The 21,159-nt window shown below is 65.5% G+C and carries 18 protein-coding genes; 5 read left to right on the forward strand and 13 right to left on the reverse strand.

The genetic code is table 11. The features are described 5' to 3' along the window. Nucleotides 1-57: 57 nt before the first annotated feature. The 3 genes from IB232_RS14915 to IB232_RS14925 all read left to right on the forward strand — a co-directional run bounded on the left by IB232_RS14915 (nt 58) and on the right by IB232_RS14925 (nt 6,094). Nucleotides 58-1,683 (forward strand): methyl-accepting chemotaxis protein, encoded by a 1,626-nt coding sequence (locus IB232_RS14915; protein ID WP_192399410.1) that lies wholly within the window; start codon nt 58-60, stop codon nt 1,681-1,683. Between the two features lie 185 nt (nt 1,684-1,868). Beyond that, nucleotides 1,869-3,017 carry an efflux RND transporter periplasmic adaptor subunit gene (locus IB232_RS14920; protein WP_192399411.1) on the forward strand — a complete coding sequence of 383 codons (1,149 nt, stop codon included), beginning with the start codon at nt 1,869-1,871 and terminating at the stop codon, nt 3,015-3,017. A gap of 23 nt (nt 3,018-3,040) precedes the next feature. Then, the gene (locus tag IB232_RS14925; RefSeq protein ID WP_192399412.1) at nt 3,041-6,094 is read left to right on the forward strand and encodes a multidrug efflux RND transporter permease subunit; all 3,054 of its coding nucleotides are present in this window, start codon (nt 3,041-3,043) and stop codon (nt 6,092-6,094) included. 78 nt (nt 6,095-6,172) lie between these two features. On the opposite strand, the gene IB232_RS14930 is transcribed toward IB232_RS14925, so the two are convergent. The 8 genes from IB232_RS14930 to IB232_RS14965 form a co-directional block, all read right to left on the reverse strand. Then, nucleotides 6,173-6,409 carry a hypothetical protein gene (locus IB232_RS14930; protein WP_192399413.1) on the reverse strand — a complete coding sequence of 79 codons (237 nt, stop codon included), beginning with the start codon at nt 6,407-6,409 and terminating at the stop codon, nt 6,173-6,175. A gap of 142 nt (nt 6,410-6,551) precedes the next feature. Beyond that, nucleotides 6,552-7,250, reverse strand: a complete 699-nt coding sequence (locus tag IB232_RS14935; protein ID WP_192399414.1) for a lipopolysaccharide kinase InaA family protein — start codon at nt 7,248-7,250, stop codon at nt 6,552-6,554. Between the two features lie 160 nt (nt 7,251-7,410). Then, nucleotides 7,411-8,703: a sensor histidine kinase gene (locus IB232_RS14940; RefSeq protein ID WP_192399415.1), complete on the reverse strand. Its 1,293-nt coding sequence runs from the start codon at nt 8,701-8,703 to the stop codon at nt 7,411-7,413. Beyond that, on the reverse strand, nt 8,693-9,376 hold the full coding sequence (locus IB232_RS14945) for a response regulator transcription factor (protein ID WP_192399416.1): 684 nt from the start codon (nt 9,374-9,376) through the stop codon (nt 8,693-8,695). The genes IB232_RS14940 and IB232_RS14945 overlap by 11 nt, the downstream gene beginning before the upstream one ends. A gap of 143 nt (nt 9,377-9,519) precedes the next feature. Continuing rightward, nucleotides 9,520-11,160 carry a chaperonin GroEL gene (gene groL / locus IB232_RS14950; protein WP_192399417.1) on the reverse strand — a complete coding sequence of 547 codons (1,641 nt, stop codon included), beginning with the start codon at nt 11,158-11,160 and terminating at the stop codon, nt 9,520-9,522. 47 nt (nt 11,161-11,207) lie between these two features. Next, on the reverse strand, nt 11,208-11,501 hold the full coding sequence (locus tag IB232_RS14955; protein WP_043308752.1) for a co-chaperone GroES: 294 nt from the start codon (nt 11,499-11,501) through the stop codon (nt 11,208-11,210). Nucleotides 11,502-11,719: 218 nt separating this feature from the next. Beyond that, nucleotides 11,720-12,169, reverse strand: a complete 450-nt coding sequence (locus IB232_RS14960) for an FxsA family protein (RefSeq protein WP_192399418.1) — start codon at nt 12,167-12,169, stop codon at nt 11,720-11,722. A gap of 64 nt (nt 12,170-12,233) precedes the next feature. Beyond that, on the reverse strand, nt 12,234-12,965 hold the full coding sequence (locus IB232_RS14965) for a HugZ family protein (protein ID WP_192399419.1): 732 nt from the start codon (nt 12,963-12,965) through the stop codon (nt 12,234-12,236). A 93-nt stretch (nt 12,966-13,058) separates the two neighbouring features. Between IB232_RS14965 and IB232_RS14970 the strand changes: the two genes are divergently transcribed. Next, nucleotides 13,059-13,817 carry an SDR family oxidoreductase gene (locus IB232_RS14970; protein ID WP_192399420.1) on the forward strand — a complete coding sequence of 253 codons (759 nt, stop codon included), beginning with the start codon at nt 13,059-13,061 and terminating at the stop codon, nt 13,815-13,817. Nucleotides 13,818-13,949: 132 nt separating this feature from the next. On the opposite strand, the gene IB232_RS14975 is transcribed toward IB232_RS14970, so the two are convergent. From IB232_RS14975 to IB232_RS14995, 5 genes are read right to left on the reverse strand one after another with little or no spacing between them, the layout of a single operon-like run. Beyond that, on the reverse strand, nt 13,950-14,837 hold the full coding sequence (locus IB232_RS14975; RefSeq protein ID WP_192399421.1) for a ChaN family lipoprotein: 888 nt from the start codon (nt 14,835-14,837) through the stop codon (nt 13,950-13,952). A gap of 17 nt (nt 14,838-14,854) precedes the next feature. Beyond that, on the reverse strand, nt 14,855-15,622 hold the full coding sequence (locus IB232_RS14980; protein WP_192399422.1) for a heme ABC transporter ATP-binding protein: 768 nt from the start codon (nt 15,620-15,622) through the stop codon (nt 14,855-14,857). Next, the gene (locus tag IB232_RS14985; protein ID WP_192399712.1) at nt 15,622-16,605 is read right to left on the reverse strand and encodes a FecCD family ABC transporter permease; all 984 of its coding nucleotides are present in this window, start codon (nt 16,603-16,605) and stop codon (nt 15,622-15,624) included. The genes IB232_RS14980 and IB232_RS14985 overlap by 1 nt, the downstream gene beginning before the upstream one ends. Before the next feature lie 50 nt (nt 16,606-16,655). Next, complete coding sequence (locus IB232_RS14990) at nt 16,656-17,543, reverse strand: heme/hemin ABC transporter substrate-binding protein (protein ID WP_192399423.1); 888 nt, start codon at nt 17,541-17,543, stop codon at nt 16,656-16,658. Nucleotide 17,544: 1 nt separating this feature from the next. After that, entirely contained in the window at nt 17,545-18,612 is a 1,068-nt protein-coding gene (locus tag IB232_RS14995) for a hemin-degrading factor (protein WP_192399424.1), read from the reverse strand. 213 nt (nt 18,613-18,825) lie between these two features. Here IB232_RS14995 and IB232_RS15000 point away from each other — a divergent pair, with 213 nt between their 5' ends. Further along, on the forward strand, nt 18,826-21,129 hold the full coding sequence (locus IB232_RS15000; RefSeq protein WP_192399425.1) for a TonB-dependent hemoglobin/transferrin/lactoferrin family receptor: 2,304 nt from the start codon (nt 18,826-18,828) through the stop codon (nt 21,127-21,129). Nucleotides 21,130-21,159: the final 30 nt, after the last annotated feature.

A 21,159-nucleotide genomic window follows, 5' to 3' on the forward strand; every position in this document is an offset into this window, starting at 1 on the left:
GCAGTTCCGGTGCCCGCCTGGGCGCCGGGGGCAGTCACCCCGAAGAGGCGTATCCCCATGTTCCTGCAGAAATCCCTGCGCGCGCAGATCCTCGCGCTGCTCGGCGGCAGCCTGGCGCTGATCCTGATCACCGCCCTGGCCTGCTTCAGCTTCCTCTCCAACGGCATGCATGACTACCGCGGCCTGCTCGACGGCCCGCTGCAGGCTGCCCGTCTGATCGACTCGGCCAACGTCGAGTTCAAGATCCAGGTGCAGGAATGGAAGAACGTCCTGCTGCGCGGCCAGAGCAGCGAGAACCTGAACAAGTACTGGGGCCAGTTCGAGGCCCAGGAGCGCAAGGTTCAGGACATCCTTGGCGAACTGTCCCAGGAGGCCAGGGACGATGCCGCGCTGAAAGGCCAGGTGGACCGCCTGCGCAGCGAGCACCAGACCCTCGGCGCCAACTACCGCAAGGGGCGCGACGCCTTCGTCGCCGCCGGCGGCGACGCCAAGGCCGGTGATGCGGCGGTCAAGGGCATCGACCGTGCCGCCAGCGAGCAGATGACCGCCCTGGTCGACCAGCTGCGCGAACAGAGCATCCAGCAGGCTGAGCAGATCAACGCCAGCGCCGACCGCACCATCACCCTAGGCACCCTGGTCATGCTCGCCGCCAGCGTGGTGATCGCCCTGTTCAGCCTGTGGCTGGTCAACCGCCACCTGATCATCCCGATCCGCCACCTGATCACCCATGTCGACCAGCTCAGCCATGGCCGCTTCGGGCAGAAGGTGGAAGTGCAGCGCAAGGATGAGCTGGGCATGCTGGCCAGGGCGGCCAACACCCTGCGCGACTTCCTCGCCAGCACCACCGAGAGCCTGCGCCTGAGCAGCGGCAACCTGGACACCGCCAGCGGCGAGCTGAACCAGATCGCCTCGCGCATGACCCTGGGCATCAACGAACAGTTCGAGCGCACCGACCAGGTCGCTACCGCCATGCACGAGATGTCCGCCACCGCCCAGGAAGTGGCGCGCCACGCAGCCGAGGCCGCGCACGCCGCAGACGATGCCGACAGCTCGGCACGCCAGGGCGGCCGGGTGATGGAGTCAACCATCCAGACCATCACCGGCATGCGCGGCGAGATCGCCAACACCGCCGAGGTGATCCGCCGCCTGGAGAGCGACAGCGGGCGCATCGGCAAGGTGCTGGAAGTGATCCGCGGCATCGCCGAGCAGACCAACCTGCTCGCCCTAAATGCCGCCATCGAGGCCGCGCGCGCCGGCGAGCAGGGCCGCGGCTTCGCCGTGGTAGCCGACGAAGTACGTACCCTGGCCCAGCGCACGGCCGAGTCCACCGCCGAGATCAACCAGATCATCGATACCGTACAGACCGGCGCACTCAACGCCGTGCGCGCCATCGAGAGTGGGCAAAGCCGCAGCGAGGAAGGCGTGACCCAGGTGACCGAGGCCGGCGCCATGCTGCAGCGCATCACCGGTGCGGTGGAGGCGATCCGCGACATGAACCGGCAGATCGCCACCGCCGCCGAGGAGCAGACCTCGGTGGCCGAGGACATCTCGCGCAACCTCACCGAGATCACCGCCATCGCCAGCTCCAACCAGGAGAACGTCGAGCGCACCCAGGCCGCCAGCCATACCCTGCGCAGCCTGTCCGGCGAGCTCAGTGAAGTGACCCAGCGCCTAGGCGCCTGAGGCGCGAATCGGTACAGGGACGTACCGATTTCTCGGCCATCTGTGCGGTTTGCGCGACGCCGTGTTGCGCGACAATAGCGGCGCAATCTTTTGCAAACGCCAAGCTTTTGACTTGATGGTCAAGTAGCACTAAGGTGCCACCTTCGCCATTCCAGGCCCTCCCCGCCTCGCCAAGGATTCGGAATATGTTGCTCCGCCGCATGCTCATCATGCTGGGCGTAGTACTCGTCGTGGTGCTCGCCCTCGCCGCCTACAAAGGCTTCTCCATCTACCAGCAGATCCAGATGTTCTCCGGCCCACAGCCGGCCATCAGCGTGTCCGCCGCCGTCTCCGAGGAACGGCCCTGGCAGAGCCGCCTGCCGGCCATCGGCACGCTCAAGGCATTCCAGGGCGTGGACCTGACTTCCGAGGTGCAGGGCACGGTCAAGGAAGTGCTGTTCCAGTCCGGCGAGAAGGTCACGGTCGGCCAGCCGTTGCTGCAGCTGGACAGCGAAGTGGAGCGCGCCATCCTGGCCACCGCCGAAGCGGTGCGCGCCCTGGCTCGCGTCGAGTACGAGCGCGGCAAGAAAATCGCCGGCAAACAGGCTATCTCCAAGAGCGAATTCGACCGCCTCAACGCCGAGCTGCTCAAGGCCGAGGCCAGCGTCTCCCAGCTCAAGGCCGAGCTGGACAAGAAGCGCATCCTCGCGCCGTTCGCCGGCACCATAGGCATTCGCCAGGTGGACACCGGCGCCTACCTGAGCCCGGGCACCCACTTCGCCACCCTGCAGGACCTGTCCAGGCTCTACGTCGACTTCTTCCTGCCCGAGCAGAACTACCCGCAGCTGGCCATCGGCCAACGCGCGCGCCTGTCGGTCGCGGCCTACCCCGGCGAAGTCTTCACAGGCGAAATCAGCGCCCTCAACCCCAAGGTCGAGGAAAACACCCGCAACGTGCAAATCCGCGCCACGCTGCCGAACCCGGACAACAAGCTGCTGCCGGGCATGTTCGCCAACCTCGAGGTGCTGCTGCCGGGCGAGAAGCCCCAGGTAGTGGTGCCGGAAACCGCCATCACCTACACCCTGTACGGCAACTCGGTGTACGTGATCGGCGAGAAGAAGGACGACAAGGGTGCCGTGGAGAAAGACGACAAGGGCCAGGCCCAGCTGGTGGTCGAGCGCCGCTTCGTCGAGACAGGCGAGCGCCGCGATGGCGTGGTGCTGGTGCTCAAGGGCCTGAAGGCCGGCGAGCGCGTGGTCACCGCCGGCCAGCTCAAGCTGGACAACGGCGCCCATGTAACCGTCGTCGATGATCAGTCCCTGACCAAGGACAACCAAGCCAGCGTCGAGAAGTAAGGCTCGACGCCAAGGAAACCGCTATGGCTTTCACAGATCCCTTCATCCGGCGCCCGGTCCTGGCGACCGTGGTCAGCCTGCTGATCATCCTGCTGGGCTTCCAGGCCTTCAGCAAACTGGTGATCCGCCAGTACCCGCAGATGGAAAACGCGCTGATCACGGTGTCCACCGCCTACCCCGGCGCCAATGCCGAGACCATCCAGGGCTACATCACCCAGCCGCTGCAGCAGAGCCTGGCCAGTGCCGAAGGCATCGACTACATGACGTCGTCGAGCCAGCAGAACGTTTCCACCATCTCCATCTACGCCCGTATCGGCGCGGACACCGACCGCCTGTTCACCGAGCTGCTGGCCAAGGCCAACGAGGTCAAGAACCAGCTGCCGCAGGATGCCGAAGACCCGGTGCTGTCCAAGGAAGCGGCCGACGCCTCGGCGCTGATGTACGTCAGCTTCTACAGCGACGAGCTGTCCAACCCGCAGATCACCGACTACCTCTCAAGGGTGATCCAGCCCAAGCTGGCCACCCTGCCGGGCATGGCCGAGGCCGAGATCCTCGGCAACCAGGTGTTCGCCATGCGCCTGTGGCTGGACCCAGTGAAGATGGCCGCCTACGGCATCACCGCGACCGATGTCACCAGTGCCGTGCAGCGTTACAACTTCCTCGCCGCCGCTGGCCAGGTGAAGGGCCAGTACGTGGTCACCAGCATCAACGCCACCACCGACCTGAAGTCGGCCGAGGCCTTCGGCGCCATTCCGGTGAAGACTTCCGGTGACAGCCGCGTGCTGGTACGCGACATCGCCCGGGTGGAGATGGGCGCGGAAAACTACGACTCGATCAGCTCGTTCGACGGCATTCCGTCCGTCTACATTGCCATCAAGGGCACGCCCAGCGCCAACCCGCTGGATGTGATCAAGCACGTGCGTGCCGCCCTGCCGGAGCTGGAGGCGCAGCTGCCGCCGAACCTCAAGGTCTCCATCGCCTACGACGCCACCGAGTTCATCCGTGCCTCCATCTACGAGGTGGTCAAGACCCTGGCCGAGGCGGTGCTGATCGTCGTGGTCGTGGTGTTCCTGTTCCTCGGCGCATTCCGCTCGGTGCTGATCCCGGTGATCACCATCCCGCTGTCGATGATCGGCGTGCTGTTCTTCATGCAGCTGATGGGCTACTCGATCAACCTGCTGACCCTGCTGGCGATGGTCCTGGCCATCGGCCTGGTGGTGGACGATGCCATCGTGGTGGTGGAGAACATCCATCGCCATATAGAGGAGGGCAAGACGCCGTTCGACGCCGCCATCGAGGGTGCCCGCGAGATCGCCGTGCCGGTGATCTCGATGACCATCACCCTGGCCGCGGTGTACGCCCCCATCGGCTTCCTCGAGGGCCTGACCGGCGCCCTATTCAAGGAGTTCGCTCTGACCCTGGCCGGTGCGGTGATCATCTCCGGCGTGGTCGCCCTGACCCTGTCGCCGATGATGTGCTCCAGGCTGCTGCGCCACGAGGAGAACCCCACGGGCCTGGCGCACAAGCTGGACATGGCCTTCGACAAGCTCAAGCGCCGCTACCAGAGGGCTCTGCACGGCACACTCAACACCCGCCCGGTGGTGGTTGTATTCGGCATCATCGTCATGTGCCTGATTCCGGTGCTGCTCAGCTTCAGCAAGAGCGAGCTGGCGCCCGAGGAAGACCAGGGCATCGTGTTCCTGTTCGCCAACGCGCCGCAGCCGACCAACCTGAACTACATGAACGCCTACACCGACCAGTTCGTGAAGATCTTCAAGGAGTTCCCCGAGTACTACTCGTCCTTCCAGATCAACGGCTTCGACGGCGTGCAGTCGGGTATCGGCGGCTTCCTGTTGACCCCCTGGGGCGAGCGCGATCGTACCCAGATGGAGTTGCTGCCGATTGTCCAGGGCCGTCTCAACGACATCCCCGGCCTGCAGATCTTCGGCTTCAACCTGCCGTCCCTGCCCGGTACCGGCGAAGGCCTGCCGTTCCAGTTCGTGATCAACACGCCGAACGACTACGAGTCGTTGCTGCAGGTGGCCGAGAAGGTCAAGCAGGAGGCCATGGCTTCCGGCAAGTTCGCCTTCCTCAACGTCGACCTGGCGTTCGACAAGCCCGAGGTGGTAGTCGATATCGATCGTGCCAAAGCGGCGCAGATGGGCGTGTCCATGCAGGACCTGGGCGCCACCCTGGCCATCCTGCTCGGCGAGGGCGAGGTCAACCGCTTCACCATCGACGGACGCAGCTACAAGGTGATCGCCCAGGTCGAGCGGGCGTACCGCGACAATCCGAGCTGGCTGAGCAACTACCACGTGAAGAGCGAGAGCGGGCAGATGGTGCCGCTGGCCACCCTGATCAAGGTCAGCGACCGTGCGCGGCCGACCAAGCTCAAGCAGTTCCAGCAGCTCAACGCGGCGATCATCGAGGGCGTGCCGATCGTCAGCATGGGCGAGGCGGTGGACACCGTGGCGCAGATCGCGCAGAAGGAGGCGCCGCGCGGCTACACCTTCGACTACGCTGGCGCCTCGCGCCAGTACATCCAGGAAGGCAGCGCGTTGTTCGTCACTTTCGCCCTGGCCCTGGCCATCATCTTCCTGGTGCTGGCGGCGCAGTTCGAGAGCTTCCGCGACCCGCTGGTGATCCTGGTCACCGTGCCGCTGTCGATCTGCGGCGCGCTGATCCCGATCTTCCTCGGTTTCTCGAGTATGAACATCTACACCCAGGTGGGACTGGTGACGCTGATCGGCCTGATTAGCAAGCACGGCATCCTGATCGTCGAGTTCGCCAACCAGTTGCGTCGCGACAACGGCCTGTCGGTGCGCGAGGCGATCGAGGAAGCCGCGTCGATCCGCCTGCGCCCGGTGCTGATGACCACCGCGGCGATGGTGTTCGGCATGGTGCCGCTGATCCTCGCCACCGGCGCCGGTGCGGTGAGCCGCTTCGACATCGGCTTGGTGATCGCCACCGGCATGTCCATCGGCACCCTGTTCACCCTGTTCGTGCTGCCCTGCGTCTACACCCTGCTGGCCAGTCCGGACAAGATGCCGACTGCATCGACCGCGGCGGCTCACTGAGCCACCGCCGGTAAACGAAAAGCCCCGCCTAGGCGGGGCTTTTTTCTGGGCCATCCGAGGCCGCAGCGGGCGAAAGACTTATTGCTCGCCCTTCATCGCATGCGACAGGCCGTACACCAGCAACAGCAGATTGTCGCTATCGGCCTGGACCGCCGCGGACTCTCGATGCCGGGCCGACACCACCGGGCACACCTGATCGGCACAGTTCGCCAGATCGATTACCTGCGGCGCCGGCTCCTGCCAGGCAGCCGCAGCGAAGGCCGTGACGCTCAGGGCACCGACGAGGAACAATCCTCTAGCAATCTCTAATTTCATCTCGATAACCCCTTGATGGCGCTGCCAAACGCCTGAAATCAAAACTAGTTCAGGCCAGTCCTTGGCAACGTCCCAACCGACGAGTGGTTTCTCGGTCTGGGCTATGGCGCCCTTCAGAGCGCCCTGCAGAAGCGAAGTTCCTTCACCCCAGCGGCAACGCCCTGCCCCACTGGCGGCGATAGCCCGACAGGAGCTGCTGCCATTCCGCGTCGCTCCATGACGAATGCCGCCGCAACTGCCGCAGGTCATGCAGCGCTGCGCGCTTGCGACTCAGGCGACGCCGGCTCTTCTCCAGATCGAGCAGCGCCACTTCCACGCCTTCCGCCGTCACCTTGACGAACACATGCTTGGCGTACAGGCAGCCATGCTGCCAGCGGCCGAGGTGCATGCGCGCCAGGGTCGCACCTATTTGTTGCAGCAATACGTCATGCTGCTCGCCGGCACGCTCGCGGCCGCCGGCGGCGTACCAGCTGTCGATGTCGCTGAAGCCATCCAGCGCCTCGCTAACCAGCAGACCGCGCCAGCCCTGCTCTTCCTGATAACTCGCATCACAGTAGATCAGGCGTGGCACGCGCACACCGAGGCGGCTAAGCCCCAGCAGCGCATCACGTTCGCGCAGCACGGTGGGCCGGCCGAACGGGTGGCTCAGGCTACGGCACAGATGCCCCACCTGACGCTTGGCATACAGCAGCTGCCCGTTAGCATCATGCAGGCGCTGCACTCCGCTCTCGCCGCCCCTGCGTCGGTTGGGCTCTTCGACCCATTCTCCCTGCAGCTGCCACCAGTGCTCGAACTGATCGGCGGTGGCGACTGCACATCCGGACACGAACTCGGAAACCATCGACTCTCCAAAAAAACTGCGCGGTTCTTCGACCATAGGTATGCCGAGGTAACAGCGGGTAACGAATCTGCCTCGAATGACCCCATAACGGTAGCCATTTCCGATCTACGGCAAGCGATCGGACGGATATTGCAAAGGGCATACCCATCTGACCAAACCTTCAAGTTGCGCTAGTTCCCAAGCGGACCTGGAACCGACAGCCACTGGGCTCGGCGTCGGACAGCTCGACGCTCCAGCCCTGGCTCTCGCAGATGCGCTGCACCAGCGACAATCCCAGACCGAGCCCCTCGCCCCGCGCCGCTCCGCCACGCACGAAGGGCTGGAACATGGCCTCTCGCTCGGCGGCGGGAATGCCCACGCCGCTGTCCTCGACCAGAAAGCCCTGCTCGCCCAGGCTCAGACCGATGCGCCCCTGCTCGGTGTAGTGCAGCGCATTGCGCAGCAGGTTACCCAGCACCGAACGCAGCAGCGGCGCGTTGTAGCGCTGCTCGCAGACCTGCTCGGCGCAGTAGTCGAACACCAGGCCCTTGGCCTCGATGGCAGGTCGCCACTGGGCGACCAGATCATCGGCCACCTCGCGCAGGGTGGCCTGAGGTATGCCACTGACTTCCTGACGCGAGCGGGCCAGCATCAGGAAGGTCTGCACCAGGCCACGCATCTCCTCGCAGGCGTTGGCGATGCGCCGTACCTGAGCCTTGCCGCGGGCATCCAGGCTCGGGCTCTCCAGCAACAGCTCGCAGGAGCTGGCCAGCACCATCAACGGTGTACGCAGCTCGTGGCTGACGTCGCTGGTGAACAGGCGCTCGCGCATCAGCGCGCGGCGCAGCAGGCCCAGGGTGGTGTCGAAAGAGGCCGCCAGCTGGCCGACCTCGTCGTTGGCGTAGTCGCGCGCCAGCCGCGGCGCCTCGTCCAGCAACTGGTCCGGCGCGCGCACTTGGCGCGACAGGCGCACCACCGGCTCGATCACCTTGCGCGCCAGCAGCCAGCCGAGCAGGCCGGACAATCCCAGACTGATCAGGAAGCCCACCAGCACCACGGCGAATAGCAGCTGCTCGCGCTCCTCGAAGCCGCTCTGGTCCTGGAGCAGCACATAGCGCCGACCATCCACCAGCTGCACGAAGCCGTGGTAGGACGTGCCGTCGCGGTATACCTCGTGAAAGCCGGGCGCCAGGTCCTGCAGCTCTTCCGGCAGGACGAACTCGCCGTGCCCATCACTGAAGAAGAACAGCTGTCCGGGCTCAGGGCGATGACGCCATTCGTCGATGCTTTCCATCTTCAGGAAGCGCCCGAGGTCGCCGCCCAGTTCGCTGGAGATCAGCCGCTCCTCGACCTGGTGCACGGTCTCGACGATGCCGACGGCGAAAGTACCGCCGACCAGCGCCGTCATCAGCACGAAGGCGATGACGATACGGCGTGACAGGCTCTGCCTGAACAGTCCATCCCTAAACGCCATCGCCTGGCTCCGCCAGTCGATATCCGACCCCGTGCACGGTGTGCAGCAGCGCCTTGTCGAAGGGTTTGTCGATCACCTGGCGCAACTGGTGCACGTGGCTGCGCAGGCTGTCGCTGTCCGGGCAGTCGTCGCCCCACAGCGCCTCCTCCAGCACCTCGCGGCGTACCACGTGCGGGCTCTTCTGCATCAGCAAGGCGAGCAGCTTGAGGCCGACCGGGTTGAGCCTGAGTGGCTTGCCGGCGCGGGCGATCTCCAGGGTATCGAGGTCGTAGCTGAGCTCGCCGACCTGTAAAAGGCGCTTGCCGCCACCGAGGCTGCGACGCAGCACCGCCTCGATGCGCGCAGCCAGTTCGGACAGCGCGAAGGGTTTGACCAGGTAATCGTCGGCACCGGCCTGGAAGCCTTGCAGGCGATCGTCCAGCTGGTCGCGGGCGGTCAGCATGATCACCGGCGTGTCGCGCCGCGCCTCCTCGCGCAGGCGACGGCACAGGGTGTAGCCATCAATGCCGGGTAGCATGATGTCCAGCACCAGCAGGTCGTAATGCTCGCTGCTGGCCAGGCGCAGGCCGGACAGCCCGTCCTGGGCGCAGTCCACCGTGTAACCCTTGATCTGCAGGTAGTCGGCCATGTTGGCCAGGATGTCGCGGTTGTCCTCGACCAGGAGGATACGCATGGAAAGAACCCTATTCGTCGCAATGCCGGCAAAGATACCGCGGAACGCTCCGGCGTCCGCCGTCTTTGACGGATTTTTCACCGGCAAGAAAAAGCCCCGCACGGGGCGGGGCTTCTTCGTTGCAGCTCAGGGTGCCGGTCGGCTTACATCATGCCGCCCATGCCACCCATGCCACCCATGTCCGGCATGGCCGGAGCAGCCTTGTCTTCCGGAATGTCGGCGACCATGGCTTCGGTGGTGATCATCAGGCTGCCGATGGAAGCAGCGGCCTGCAGGGCGGAACGGGTGACTTTGGCCGGATCGAGAATACCCATCTCGATCATGTCGCCGTACACGCCGGTAGCAGCGTTGTAGCCGTAGTTGCCGGAACCTTGCTTGACCTTGTCGACCACTACGCTCGGCTCGTCGCCGGCGTTGGCCACGATCTGGCGCAGCGGGGCTTCAACGGCGCGACGCAGCAGGGCGATACCGACGTTCTGGTCGTCGTTGTCGCCTTTCAGGCCTTCGATGGCCAGCAGGGCACGGACCAGGGCCACGCCGCCGCCAGGTACCACGCCTTCTTCGACGGCTGCGCGGGTAGCGTGCAGGGCATCTTCAACGCGGGCCTTCTTCTCTTTCATCTCGACTTCGGTACCGGCACCGACCTTGATCACGGCAACACCGCCGGCCAGCTTGGCCAGACGCTCTTGCAGCTTCTCCTTGTCGTAGTCGGACGTGGTGTCTTCGACCTGCTTGCGGATCTGCGCAACGCGGGCTTCGATGTCAGCCTGCTGGCCGGCACCGTCGATGATGGTGGTGTTTTCCTTGCTCAGCTGAACGCGCTTGGCGTTACCCAGGTGCTCCAGGGTGGCGCTTTCCAGGCTCAGGCCGACTTCTTCGGAAATCACGGTACCACCGGTCAGGATGGCGATGTCCTGCAGCATGGCCTTGCGACGGTCGCCGAAGCCCGGAGCCTTGACGGCTGCGACTTTGACGATGCCACGCATGTTGTTGACGACCAGAGTAGCCAGGGCTTCGCCTTCAACGTCTTCAGCCACGATCAGCAGCGGACGGCCGGACTTGGCAACGGCTTCCAGCACCGGCAGCAGTTCGCGGATGTTGGAGATCTTCTTGTCGACCAGCAGCAGCAGCGGGCCGTCGAGCTCGGCCACCATGGTGTCCGGCTTGTTGATGAAGTACGGGGACAGGTAGCCGCGGTCGAACTGCATGCCTTCTACGACGGACAGTTCGTTTTCCAGGCCGGAGCCTTCTTCAACGGTGATCACGCCTTCTTTACCGACCTTCTCCATGGCTTCGGCAATGATGTTGCCGATGGAGTCGTCGGAGTTGGCGGAGATGGTGCCGACCTGGGCGATGGCCTTGGTGTCGGTGCACGGCTTGGACAGGCTCTTCAGCTCGTTGACGATGGCGATGGTCGCCTTGTCGATACCGCGCTTCAGGTCCATCGGGTTCATGCCGGCGGCAACGGCCTTCAGGCCTTCGCTGACGATGGCCTGGGCCAGAACGGTGGCGGTGGTGGTGCCGTCACCGGCAGCGTCGTTGGCCTTGGAGGCCACGTCTTTCACCAGCTGGGCGCCCATGTTCTCGAACTTGTCCTTCAGCTCGATCTCTTTGGCAACGGACACGCCGTCCTTGGTGATCAGCGGAGCGCCGAAGCTGCGGTCGAGGACCACGTTGCGGCCTTTCGGGCCGAGGGTGGCTTTGACGGCGTCAGCCAGGACGTTGACGCCAACCAGCATTTTCTTGCGAGCGGAATCGCCGAATTTGACTTCTTTAGCAGCCATTTTGCTTGTTCCTCAATTCTGTAGGTTTAGACGGAGAACGTGTCGAATCAGGCTTCGATGACGGCGAGGATTTCGTGCTCACCCATCACCAGCAGGTCTTCGCCATCGACCTTGACGGTGTTGCTGCCGCTGTACGGGCCGAACACCACCTTGTCACCGACCTTGACGGCCAGCGCGCGGACTTCGCCATTGTCCAGAACCTTGCCGGCGCCAACAGCGACGATCACGCCCTGGTTCGGCTTCTCGGCGGCCGAGCCCGGCAGCACGATGCCGCCAGCGGTCTTGGTTTCTTCTTCGCTGCGACGGATGACGACGCGGTCATGCAGAGGACGAAGCTTCATTGTCGATCTCTCCTATTAGTTGTTTTCACTGGCCGGCGACTGCGCCGGCGGGTTTAGGCAAATCCGGCTTGGGGCCGGGCGCGGCACGCCAAAGGCAAGTCGCGGAAGACTGTTCCACCGAAACGGTGGAAACCTTGCGGTGATCGCTAGATAGGGGCGGCGGCAGGCATTTCAAGGGCGACTGTGAATTTTTTTACACAGCCGCCTGCGGTCCGGCGTCAGTCGCGGCGCTGGTATTCGCCTTCGATCACCTGCGGGTGGGTCTGGCCGCTGCGAGCCCGGGCGTCGTCGAAGAACGCGCGCTGGCGCAGTGCCTGCTCCTGGGCGCGACGCTGCAGCTTGCCGATCATCAGGCGGCGGGTGAAGGGAATCAGGCACAGCAGGCCGAACACATCGCTGATGAAGCCCGGCAGCAACAGCAGACCGCCACCGACGGCGATCAGCAGGCCCTCGAACATCTCCTGCTCCGGCATCTCGCCACGCGCCAGCTTCTCGCGGGCCCGCCAGGCGGTAGCCACGCCGGCCACGCGCAGCAGAACGCTGCCAAGCACCGCGGTGCCGATCACCAGCAACAGAGTGGGCAGCACACCGATGGCACTGCCAACCTGGATCAGCACGGCCAGCTCGACGATGGGGAACAGCAGGAACAGAAACAGAAAAGCGCGCATTGCGAATGTCCTTGGCGGAAGAACGGCTTCCGATACCGATGAAGTATGGGGCCTGGCGCTTAATTCAAGCTGAAGCCTGCCGGGCGGTCGGCCAGCTCTCGGCGCGAGCCAGCAGTACCAGGGCCTGGCGCACCGCGCCGGGGTTGTTACAGGATGTTGGAAATGCCAGCCAGTGCAGGCCCTTGCCGATGCGCAGGTGGAAACCTTCGCTGTCGATACCGGCCAGCTGCGCCGTCTCGTGATCCGGCAGGTTGGCCAGCTGCACGTAGTGAGCGATCGCCGAGGCATGGTCGTCGTTCATATGCTCGACCATGCTGCGCTCGGGCTCGCCGGCATGCGGGTTGGCCAGGTTGACTCCCTGCAGCCAGTGGATGGCACCGAAGCCACCGATGAAGCGCCAGCGCACGGGCTCGAGCACCCAGAAGTCGAAGTCGTGGGCGCTGTGATAGTCGCGTGAATCGGGGAAGTAGCGGTAGTAACGCTCGGCGGCGGCCTCGATGGCTGCGGGCTCCTCCAGCTGGCGGGCTTCGGCCAGCAAGGTCAGGCGCCCGGCTGCCTGCACGTCTTCGGCGCCGCGCTCACCGATCAGCAGCGAGCACTTGGCATCCTTCTGCAGATTGTGGGTGTGCTGGGCGATGCGGCTGATCAGAATCAGCGGCCGGCCCTGCTCGTCCAGGCAGTAAGGCACCACCGATCCGAAAGGGAAGCCCGGCATGCTCTTGGAGTGGGTGGAAAGCACCCCGCGGTATTCCTTGAGCAACAATTCTCGGGCATGCTTCTCGGCTGTCATGCTCAATTTATGACTCCTCGCTAAGAATTCGTCGAAAACAAAACGAACAGGCGCCCAGCGCCAGCGGGGCAATCTTCAAGACCTTCGAGGAGCAGTGTTATGGAACTCAAAGACAAAGTCATCATCATCACCGGCGGTTGCCAGGGCCTGGGCCGCGCCATGGGCGAATACCTGGCCGCCAAGGGCGCCAAGCTGGCGCTGGTCGACCTCAACCAGGAGAAACTGGATGACGCCGTGGCCGCCTGTAAGGCAGCAGGTGGTGACGCCCGCGCCTACCTGTGCAACGTGGCCAACGAAGAGCAGGTGACCCACATGGTCGCCCAGGTGGCTGCGGACTTCGGCGCCATCAACGGCCTGGTCAACAACGCCGGCATCCTGCGTGACGGCCTGACCATCAAGGTCAAGGACGGCGAGTTGACCAAGATGAGCCTGGCCCAGTGGCAGTCGGTGATCGACGTCAACCTGACCGGCGTGTTCCTCTGCACCCGCGAAGTGGCAGCCAAGATGATCGAGCTGAAGAACCAGGGCGCGATTGTCAACATCTCCTCCATCTCCCGCGCCGGCAACATGGGCCAGGCCAACTACTCCGCGGCCAAGGCCGGCGTCGCCGCCGACACCGTAGTGTGGGCCAAGGAACTGGCGCGCTACGGCATCCGCGTAGCGGGCGTCGCTCCTGGCTTCATCGAGACCGAGATGACCAGCGGCATGAAACCGGAAGCTCTGGAAAAGATGACCTCCGGCATCCCGCTGCGCCGCATGGGCAAGCCGACCGAGATCGCCCACTCCGTGGCTTACATCATGGAAAACGACTACTACACCGGTCGTATTCTCGAGCTCGACGGCGGTCTGCGCCTCTGATTGGGTTTCGATCTGCTGCGCGTCGGCCAGGCGTTGTTGGAGAAGGCCGCCTAGCCTGACTCTAGCTCGCGAGATTGATCCACCACTCTGTAAAAAGCCCCGCATTGCGGTTTTTTTTGCTTTCTGCGGCTGTTACTTCTTGCGCAGCTTGGCGCAGTGATCCTCCGGCGCATTGGCGGCGGTGTACCAGACATAGTCGGCACTCCCGGCGGCTGGCTCCTTGCCGACTTCGGCGAGGATCAGCACGGCGTTGCCTTCACCCGCGCCGAGGTCGGTTAGGTGCAGCGGTACGCCCAGGTCTTTGCGCACATGGAAGGCACCGGCCAGCAGCATCGCCGGCTTTGGCGCGGCGGCCAGGCGCTCGGCCATGCGCCGGTCGCGCTGCTGCTGCACGGCGAGCATCGCGGGAATCTGGCTGTCCGGCAGCAGGCCGCAGTGGGACTCGCGGATGTCTTCCTGAAGTTTCTCCTGCACCGCCGGCGCGGTGGAAGCCGAACCCCGCAGGGTCGGGCGCGCCTGATAGATCTGCATGATTTCGGCGCGGTCCAGGTTGGCCGACAGCAACGGATAGGGTTGGCGCAGCTCATGCTGCACCAGCGCGCCGTAGAGTCCCCAATCCCAGTTCGGCAGCCAGGCCAGAGCAACGAAGGCGTCGGCCGGCGGCTGGCCGGCGCGGATCTCGGCCTGCACCTGTTCGACCTTGGCCTGCTGGTTGGGGTTGATCATCTCCATCAACACACTGCCCTGCGCACGCTGCGCTGAGAGCTCGCGCGACAGCCACAGCTGCAGGGCATGGTGGTCGGGGTTGTCGTGCTGTTCGCCGACCAGCACGCGCCGCGCCTGGGCCAGGCGCTCGACCAGCTGTTCCGGGCTAATGCGCTCGCCACTGGCCAAATCGACGATCTGCCCCAATTGGGCGTGATCGCGGCCCTCGGGGGCGATGGGCGCGGGGGGCGGCAGCACGCCGCGGGACTGGCAGGCGGCCAGCAGGGACAGACAGCAGAGCAGAACAATACGCATGGGAATTCCTGAAGGGTTCAGCGCGCCACGATCAGCGGATGGCCGCGTTCCGGGTGACGCTGGATCAGTACGTCGAGGCCGAAAACCGCGCGCAGCGGTTCGGCCTGCAGCACCTCGTCTGGGCTGCCGAAGGCATGTGGGCGGCCGTGCTGCAGCAGCAGGATGCGGTCGCAGTAACGGGCGGCCAGGTTGAGGTCGTGCAGGATCACCAGCACCGCCGCGCCCTGGCTGGCGAAGTCACGCACCGCCTGCAGGGTGGTGTGCTGATGCAGCGGGTCAAGGGCCGAAGTCGGCTCGTCGAGCAGCAGCACCTGCCCTTCTCCGCCCGGCCACAGCTGCGCCAGCACCCGCGCCAGGTGCACGCGCTGGCGCTCGCCACCGGACAGGGCCAGGTAGCTACGCCCGCGCAGGTGCTCGGCATCTGCCGCGCGCAGGGCCGCATCGACGATCTCGGCGTCACGTACGCGACCGGTATCGTGCGGCAGGCGCCCCATGGCGACCACATCGGCCACCGGGAAGGCGAAGCTAAGGGTCGAGCTCTGCGGCAGCACCGCCAGACGCCGCGCCCGTTCCTGGCCGGACCACTGGCCGAGCGCCCGCTCATCCAGCTTCACGCTGCCGGTATCTGCCTCCAGCTCGCCACACAGGGCGCCGAGCAGAGTGCTCTTGCCGGCGCCGTTGGGGCCGAGCACACCGAGTACCTCGCCGGGTTGCAGAGCCAGGTCGATGCCTTCCAGCACGGTGGCGCCACCACGGCGCACACTCAACTTCTCCGCGCGCAACATCAGGCCCGCCCCCGCACCAGCAGATAAAGAAAGAACGGCGCGCCGATCAGCGCCGTGACGATGCCGATCGGCAGCTCCGCCGGCGCCAGCACCAGGCGGGCGACCAGGTCGGCCAGCAGCAGCAGGCTGGCACCGGCCAGCAGCGAGGCCGGCAGCAGCACGCGATGATCCGGGCCGACCAGCAGGCGCATCAGGTGCGGCACCACCAGGCCGATGAAGCCGATCAGACCGGCGGCCGCCACGGCGGCGCCGACGCCGAGGGCGGTGCACAGCACCAGCTCCAGCTTGATCCGCTCGACATTGAAGCCCAGGTGGCGCGCCTCCGACTCGCCGAGCAACAGCGCGTTGAGCGCCGAGGCGCGACGCGGCAACCAGATGGCCACGCCGAGGGTCACCAGCAGCAGCGGCCACAGCCGTGGATAACTAGCGCCATTGAGGCTGCCGAGGTTCCAGAAGGTCAGGCTGCGCAACGTGGCGTCGTCGGCCAGGTAGGTGAACAGGCCGACACCGGCACCGGACATGGCCGTCAGCGCCACGCCCGCCAGGAGCATGGTGGCGACGTTGGTCTGCCCATCGCGACGACCGAATCGGTAAACCACCGCAGTCACGATCAGGCCGCCAGTGAAGGCGCAGATTGACAGCAGGTATGGCGCCAGGGCCGGCGGCAGGCCACCAACCATGCTGCCGCCGACGATGGCGATGGCCGCACCCAGCGCCGCGCCGCCAGCGACGCCGACCAGGCCGGGATCGGCCAGCGGGTTGCGGAACAGGCCCTGCATGGCCACGCCGGACAGCGCCAGCACGATACCCACGCACAGCCCCAGCAGGCTGCGCGGCAGGCGGATCTGGCCGAGAATCAGCTCGGCCTGCTGCAGCCCCTCGCCATCGATGGGCAGGCCCATCAGCCGTAGAGCGGCCAGCAGGGTGTCACCCAGCGGCAGGCTCACCGGCCCCAGGGCCAGCGACAACCAGAACGCGAGCAGCAGAAGAACGCCCATTGCCAGCAGCAATGGGCGGGGTCGAAAAACAGGAGTCATCGGTCGAGTCTGGCCGTCAGTGCTTGCTCGGAAGGATAAAAGGCCGCCGACAGCTCGGCCAGTCCTTCAGGCAGACGCGGACCAAGACCACCGACCAGCAGGGTCGGGTCGAGGGTCAGCAGGCGGCCGTCACGCGCGGCGCTGGTCTGCTGCAGCACAGGGTTCTGCTGCAGCAGTGCCTTGCGCGCCTCCTCACCGTGCAGGCTGCGATCAGCGAAGATCACCACCTGCGGGTCCATGGCCAGCAGCGCCTCGTTGGAGATCGGCTTGTAGCCACTGTGCTCGGTACGGCTCTCGCCACCGGCATGCTCGATCAGCCACACCGCCAGGCTGTCCTTGCCCGCCGCCATGACGTTGCTGCCAGCGTGACCGAGCAGCATCAGCACGCGCGGCGGCGTCTGCCGCTTCTGCGCCTGGGCGACCCAGTCCGCCTGACGCTGCAGGTCCTGGCGGTAGGCAGTCATCTGCTCGCGAGCCTGCTCGGGCGTGCCGAGCAGTTCGCCCAGACGCAGCACATTGCGCTCCAGGGTATCCAGGTCGGGCCTGGCGGACAGCGCCTCGATGCGGATGCCGGCGGCCTTGATCTGCGCGATCACCGGCGGCGGGCCCATCTCCTCGCTGCCGATCAGGATGTCCGGGCGCAGCGACAGCACGCCCTCGGCGGACAGCGCGCGCTGGTAGCCGATGCTCGGCAGCTTGCGCAGGGTCTGCGGATGCAGGCTGGTGGTGTCGACACCGACCAGCTTGCCTTCACCGCCCAGACGCACCACCCACTCGCTCAGCGAGCCGCCGGAGCTGACCCAGCGTTGCGGCAGATCGGCCGCCGCGGCGGCATGGCTGAACACCAGGCTGCCGCACAGCAGAAGAACTTTGGACAGGCGCATCTCAAGCCTCCAGGGCGGCGATGGCTTCGGCCAGCTCGCGCCACTCGACCAGCTCCGGCACACCCGGCTTGCGCGCGCCGAACAACTGCACGACCAACTCGCCATCGGCGTCGAAGGCCTCGTAGCTGGTGATGATGCCGTCGCTGCTGGGCTTGCGCACACGCCACAGCTCGACCACGCCCGGGGTTTTCAGGTGCAGGTTGAACTCGGGGTCGAGCACGTTGAACCAGTCACCCATCCAGCGCAGGTTGCTCACGGTACCGGAGTGGATCTGAATGCAATGCTGGTTGCCGACGAAGACCATGATCGGCACCTGGCGGGCGCCGGCCTCTTCCAGCAGCTTGGGCAGCTCGACGGCGGCCAGCGGCTCGGCCCACTCGCGACCGGCCAGGCGCAGGGCCTGGGTACGGGCCACATCGTGGCGCTTGAGCATGGCGAAGAAGTGGTGGGTGTCCTTCAGCTCGGCCCAGTCGGCGCGCAGGGCGGCGGCGTCCACCTCGGCGTCGGCACGCGGGGCCTTGCGCTCGGCCAGCGGCTGCAAGTCCAGTTCGGCGCTCTGCTCGGCGGCGCGGAAGCGCTCGACCAGCGGCGCCCAAGCCGCCTCCTCGCTCTTGGCGGTGAGGTAGACCTTGTGCACGGCGGTGCCCTGGCGATCAAAGATCTGAATGCTGCGCTGCATGCCGCGCTCGGTGTCTTCTGCGACAGCGAAAACGCTGGCCCACTGGGTCATGAACAAGCGCAGGTCGATGTCGGGGGAGACCACCAGGCCCATGGCGCCGTTGGCCATCACCGATACCTCGCGGTAGTAGCCCTTGCGCTCGTGCACGCAATGCTCGTTGCGGGTCAGCGCCATGATGTAGCCCAACTCACCCAGTGCCGGCAGCAGCTCGGCCCACTCGGTGCGCAGGCGCACGGCATCCACGCCCAGGCGGCTGGCAGTCAGCTCGGCCTCGCTGACGCCCAGTTTGGCGGCAGCATCGCGGGCGCGCAGGCCGGACTGTTCGGCGCGCAGGCGCTGCCAGTCCTGGTAAAGCGCGGAGGCATTGGGGGCGGTGATCTGCATGGTCATGGTGCTACCTCATTTCGTTGTTTGGCGAGCGAGCCTCCCCTACCCCGTTGCCGGAATGGGGAGATGGCGGCTCGTTCGAGTCGGCGCAGGCTACTCCATCGAGAATCAAATTCCAATGCTTGTGATAATGATTTGCATTTGAGAAGAAGAATCTATTACCGTGCTGCCCGCCAAATTCACTGGCCACCAAGAGCCACTAGCGGGAGTAATGTCATGTCCACCCCACCCTTCGCCTTGCGCCCATGGATGGCGCTGTTGCTGCTCAGCCCCTCGCTGGCATTCGCACAGGCCACGGACAGCGCCACCGAGCTCGCCCCCACCCAGGTCACCGGCAACGCCGTGCAGGAAGAGCTGCCGACCACCACCAAGACCGACGCCAAGACCCTGGAGCAGCGCCAGATCCGCAGCTTCGACGACCTCGGCCGACGCTCCGAACCCGGCGTGAACTACAGCCGCACCAGCGAGAGCATCAACATCCGCGGCCTGGATCGCGACCGCGTGCTGACCACCATCGACGGCATCCGCGTACCGTGGATGACCGATGGCGCACGTAGCCAGGGCCCGACCGGCGGCGCCCAGGGCGGCCTCGACTCGATCGATTTCAACGGCCTGTCTTCGGTGGACATCGTGCGCGGCGCCAACTCCAGCCTGGTCGGCTCCGGCGCCCTGGGCGGCGCAGTGCAGCTGTTCACTCTCAATCCGGAGGACCTGCTGGGTGAAGGCAAGGACTTCGGCAGCCTGGCCAAGACCGACTACGACAGTGCCGACCACAGCTGGGGACTGAACGGCGCCATCGCCGGCCGCTACCAGGACACCTCCTGGCTGCTGCAAGCCGGCCAGCGTCGCGGCAACGAACTGGAAAGTGGCGGCGACGACAATACCTACGGCACCAGCCGCACCGAGGCCAACCCGGCAGACACCGAGCAGCAGAGCCTGCTGGTCAAGCTGCAACAACGCTTCGATGGCGGCCACAAGGTCGGCTTCACCGGCGAGCTCTTCGAGCGCGAGAACGACATCGACAGCCGCACCAACCAGGGCACTACCTACCTGCTCGGCGAGAACGGCACCGAAGAGAACAACAAGCGCCAGCGCCTGTCCGTCGACTACGCCTTCCAGGCCGAGAACGGCGACGGCCTGATCGACAGCGCCAACGCCATCGCCTACTGGCAGAAGCTGCGCCGCCATGACGACCAGAGTGGCATCCGCACCGTCACCGACGGCCGTGCGGCCATCCCGGACTTCCTGTTCTTCGGCCTGCCGGGCAATCCCTACAAGTACCCGGCCGGCGCGTTCGGCCGCGACAACCAGATCGAGAAGGAGCTGTATGGCGTCTCCGGCGATGTCGGCAAGGCATTCGAGATCGCCGGCCTGCCGAACAGGCTGACGCTGGGCGGCGAGCTGTACCAGATCAACACCGAGCAGGTCTCCGAGGGCTATGACAACTGCCCGGGCTTCACCATCGACCCGAGCCACCCGATGTACATGGGACCGGCCGCCTGCGATTTCCTGCACACCAACCAGGCCGACATGCCCAAGGTCGAAGGCACCCAGTGGGCGCTCTACGCCACCGACGAGATCAGCTTCGCCGATGGCCGCGTCAAGTTGACCCCCGGACTGCGCTACGACCACTACAAGCAGGACCCGAAGGCTACCAGCGACTTCGACAACAACATCAACCCGGCCAACGACCAGACGCTGGAAGCGAGCAAGGACCACAAGCTGTCCGGCAGCCTGCTGGCTACCTGGCAGGTGGCCGACGAAGCCATGCTGTATGCCCAGTGGGCCCAGGGCTTCAAGGCACCGGACGCCACCCAGCTGTACATGAACTACGGCGCCGAAGGCAGCTACCTGCGCCTGGGCAACTCAGACCTCAAACCGGAAGAGAGCACCGGCTACGAGATCGGCGCGCAGCTGGGCAATGAGAAGTTCGGTGGCTTGGTCAGCCTGTTCGACAACCATTACAAGAACTTCATCGACGACGACGTGGTGATGGATGCCGCCGACCTGGCAGCCGTAGGCCTCAGTGCCGCCGACTACCCGATGGGCGTGACCCGCACCGAGAACCGCGCCAAGGTACAGATCTACGGCGCCGAGTTGGCCGCCCACTGGGAGTTAGTACCGCACTGGAAAGTCTGGGGTTCGGTGGCCTGGGCCAATGGCGAAGATCGTGAAACCAACCAGCGCCTCAGCTCTGTGGCCCCGATCACCAGCCTGCTGGGCCTGAGCTACGAGCGCGACCAGTACGGTGCCGATCTGATGCTGCGGGCCGCCGCGGCCCGAGACAAGGTGGAGAACGACAGTGACTTCGAGGCCCCCGGCTATGGCGTGGTCGACATGACCGGCTGGTGGCAACCCGCCGAGCTGAAAGGCATGAAGCTGCAGGCTGGCCTGTTCAACGCCCTCGACAAGAAGTACTGGAACGCGCTGAACGTGCCCACCGGCCCCCTGGTGCAACCGGACGACTACTACAGCGAAGTCGGACGCAACTTCCGCGTCTCCGCTTCCTGGCAGTACTGAGTTCAACTTCGCGCAAGGACGCGCGCCCTA

Source organism: Pseudomonas sp. PDM15 (assembly GCF_014851565.1).
Taxonomy (GTDB): domain Bacteria; phylum Pseudomonadota; class Gammaproteobacteria; order Pseudomonadales; family Pseudomonadaceae; genus Aquipseudomonas.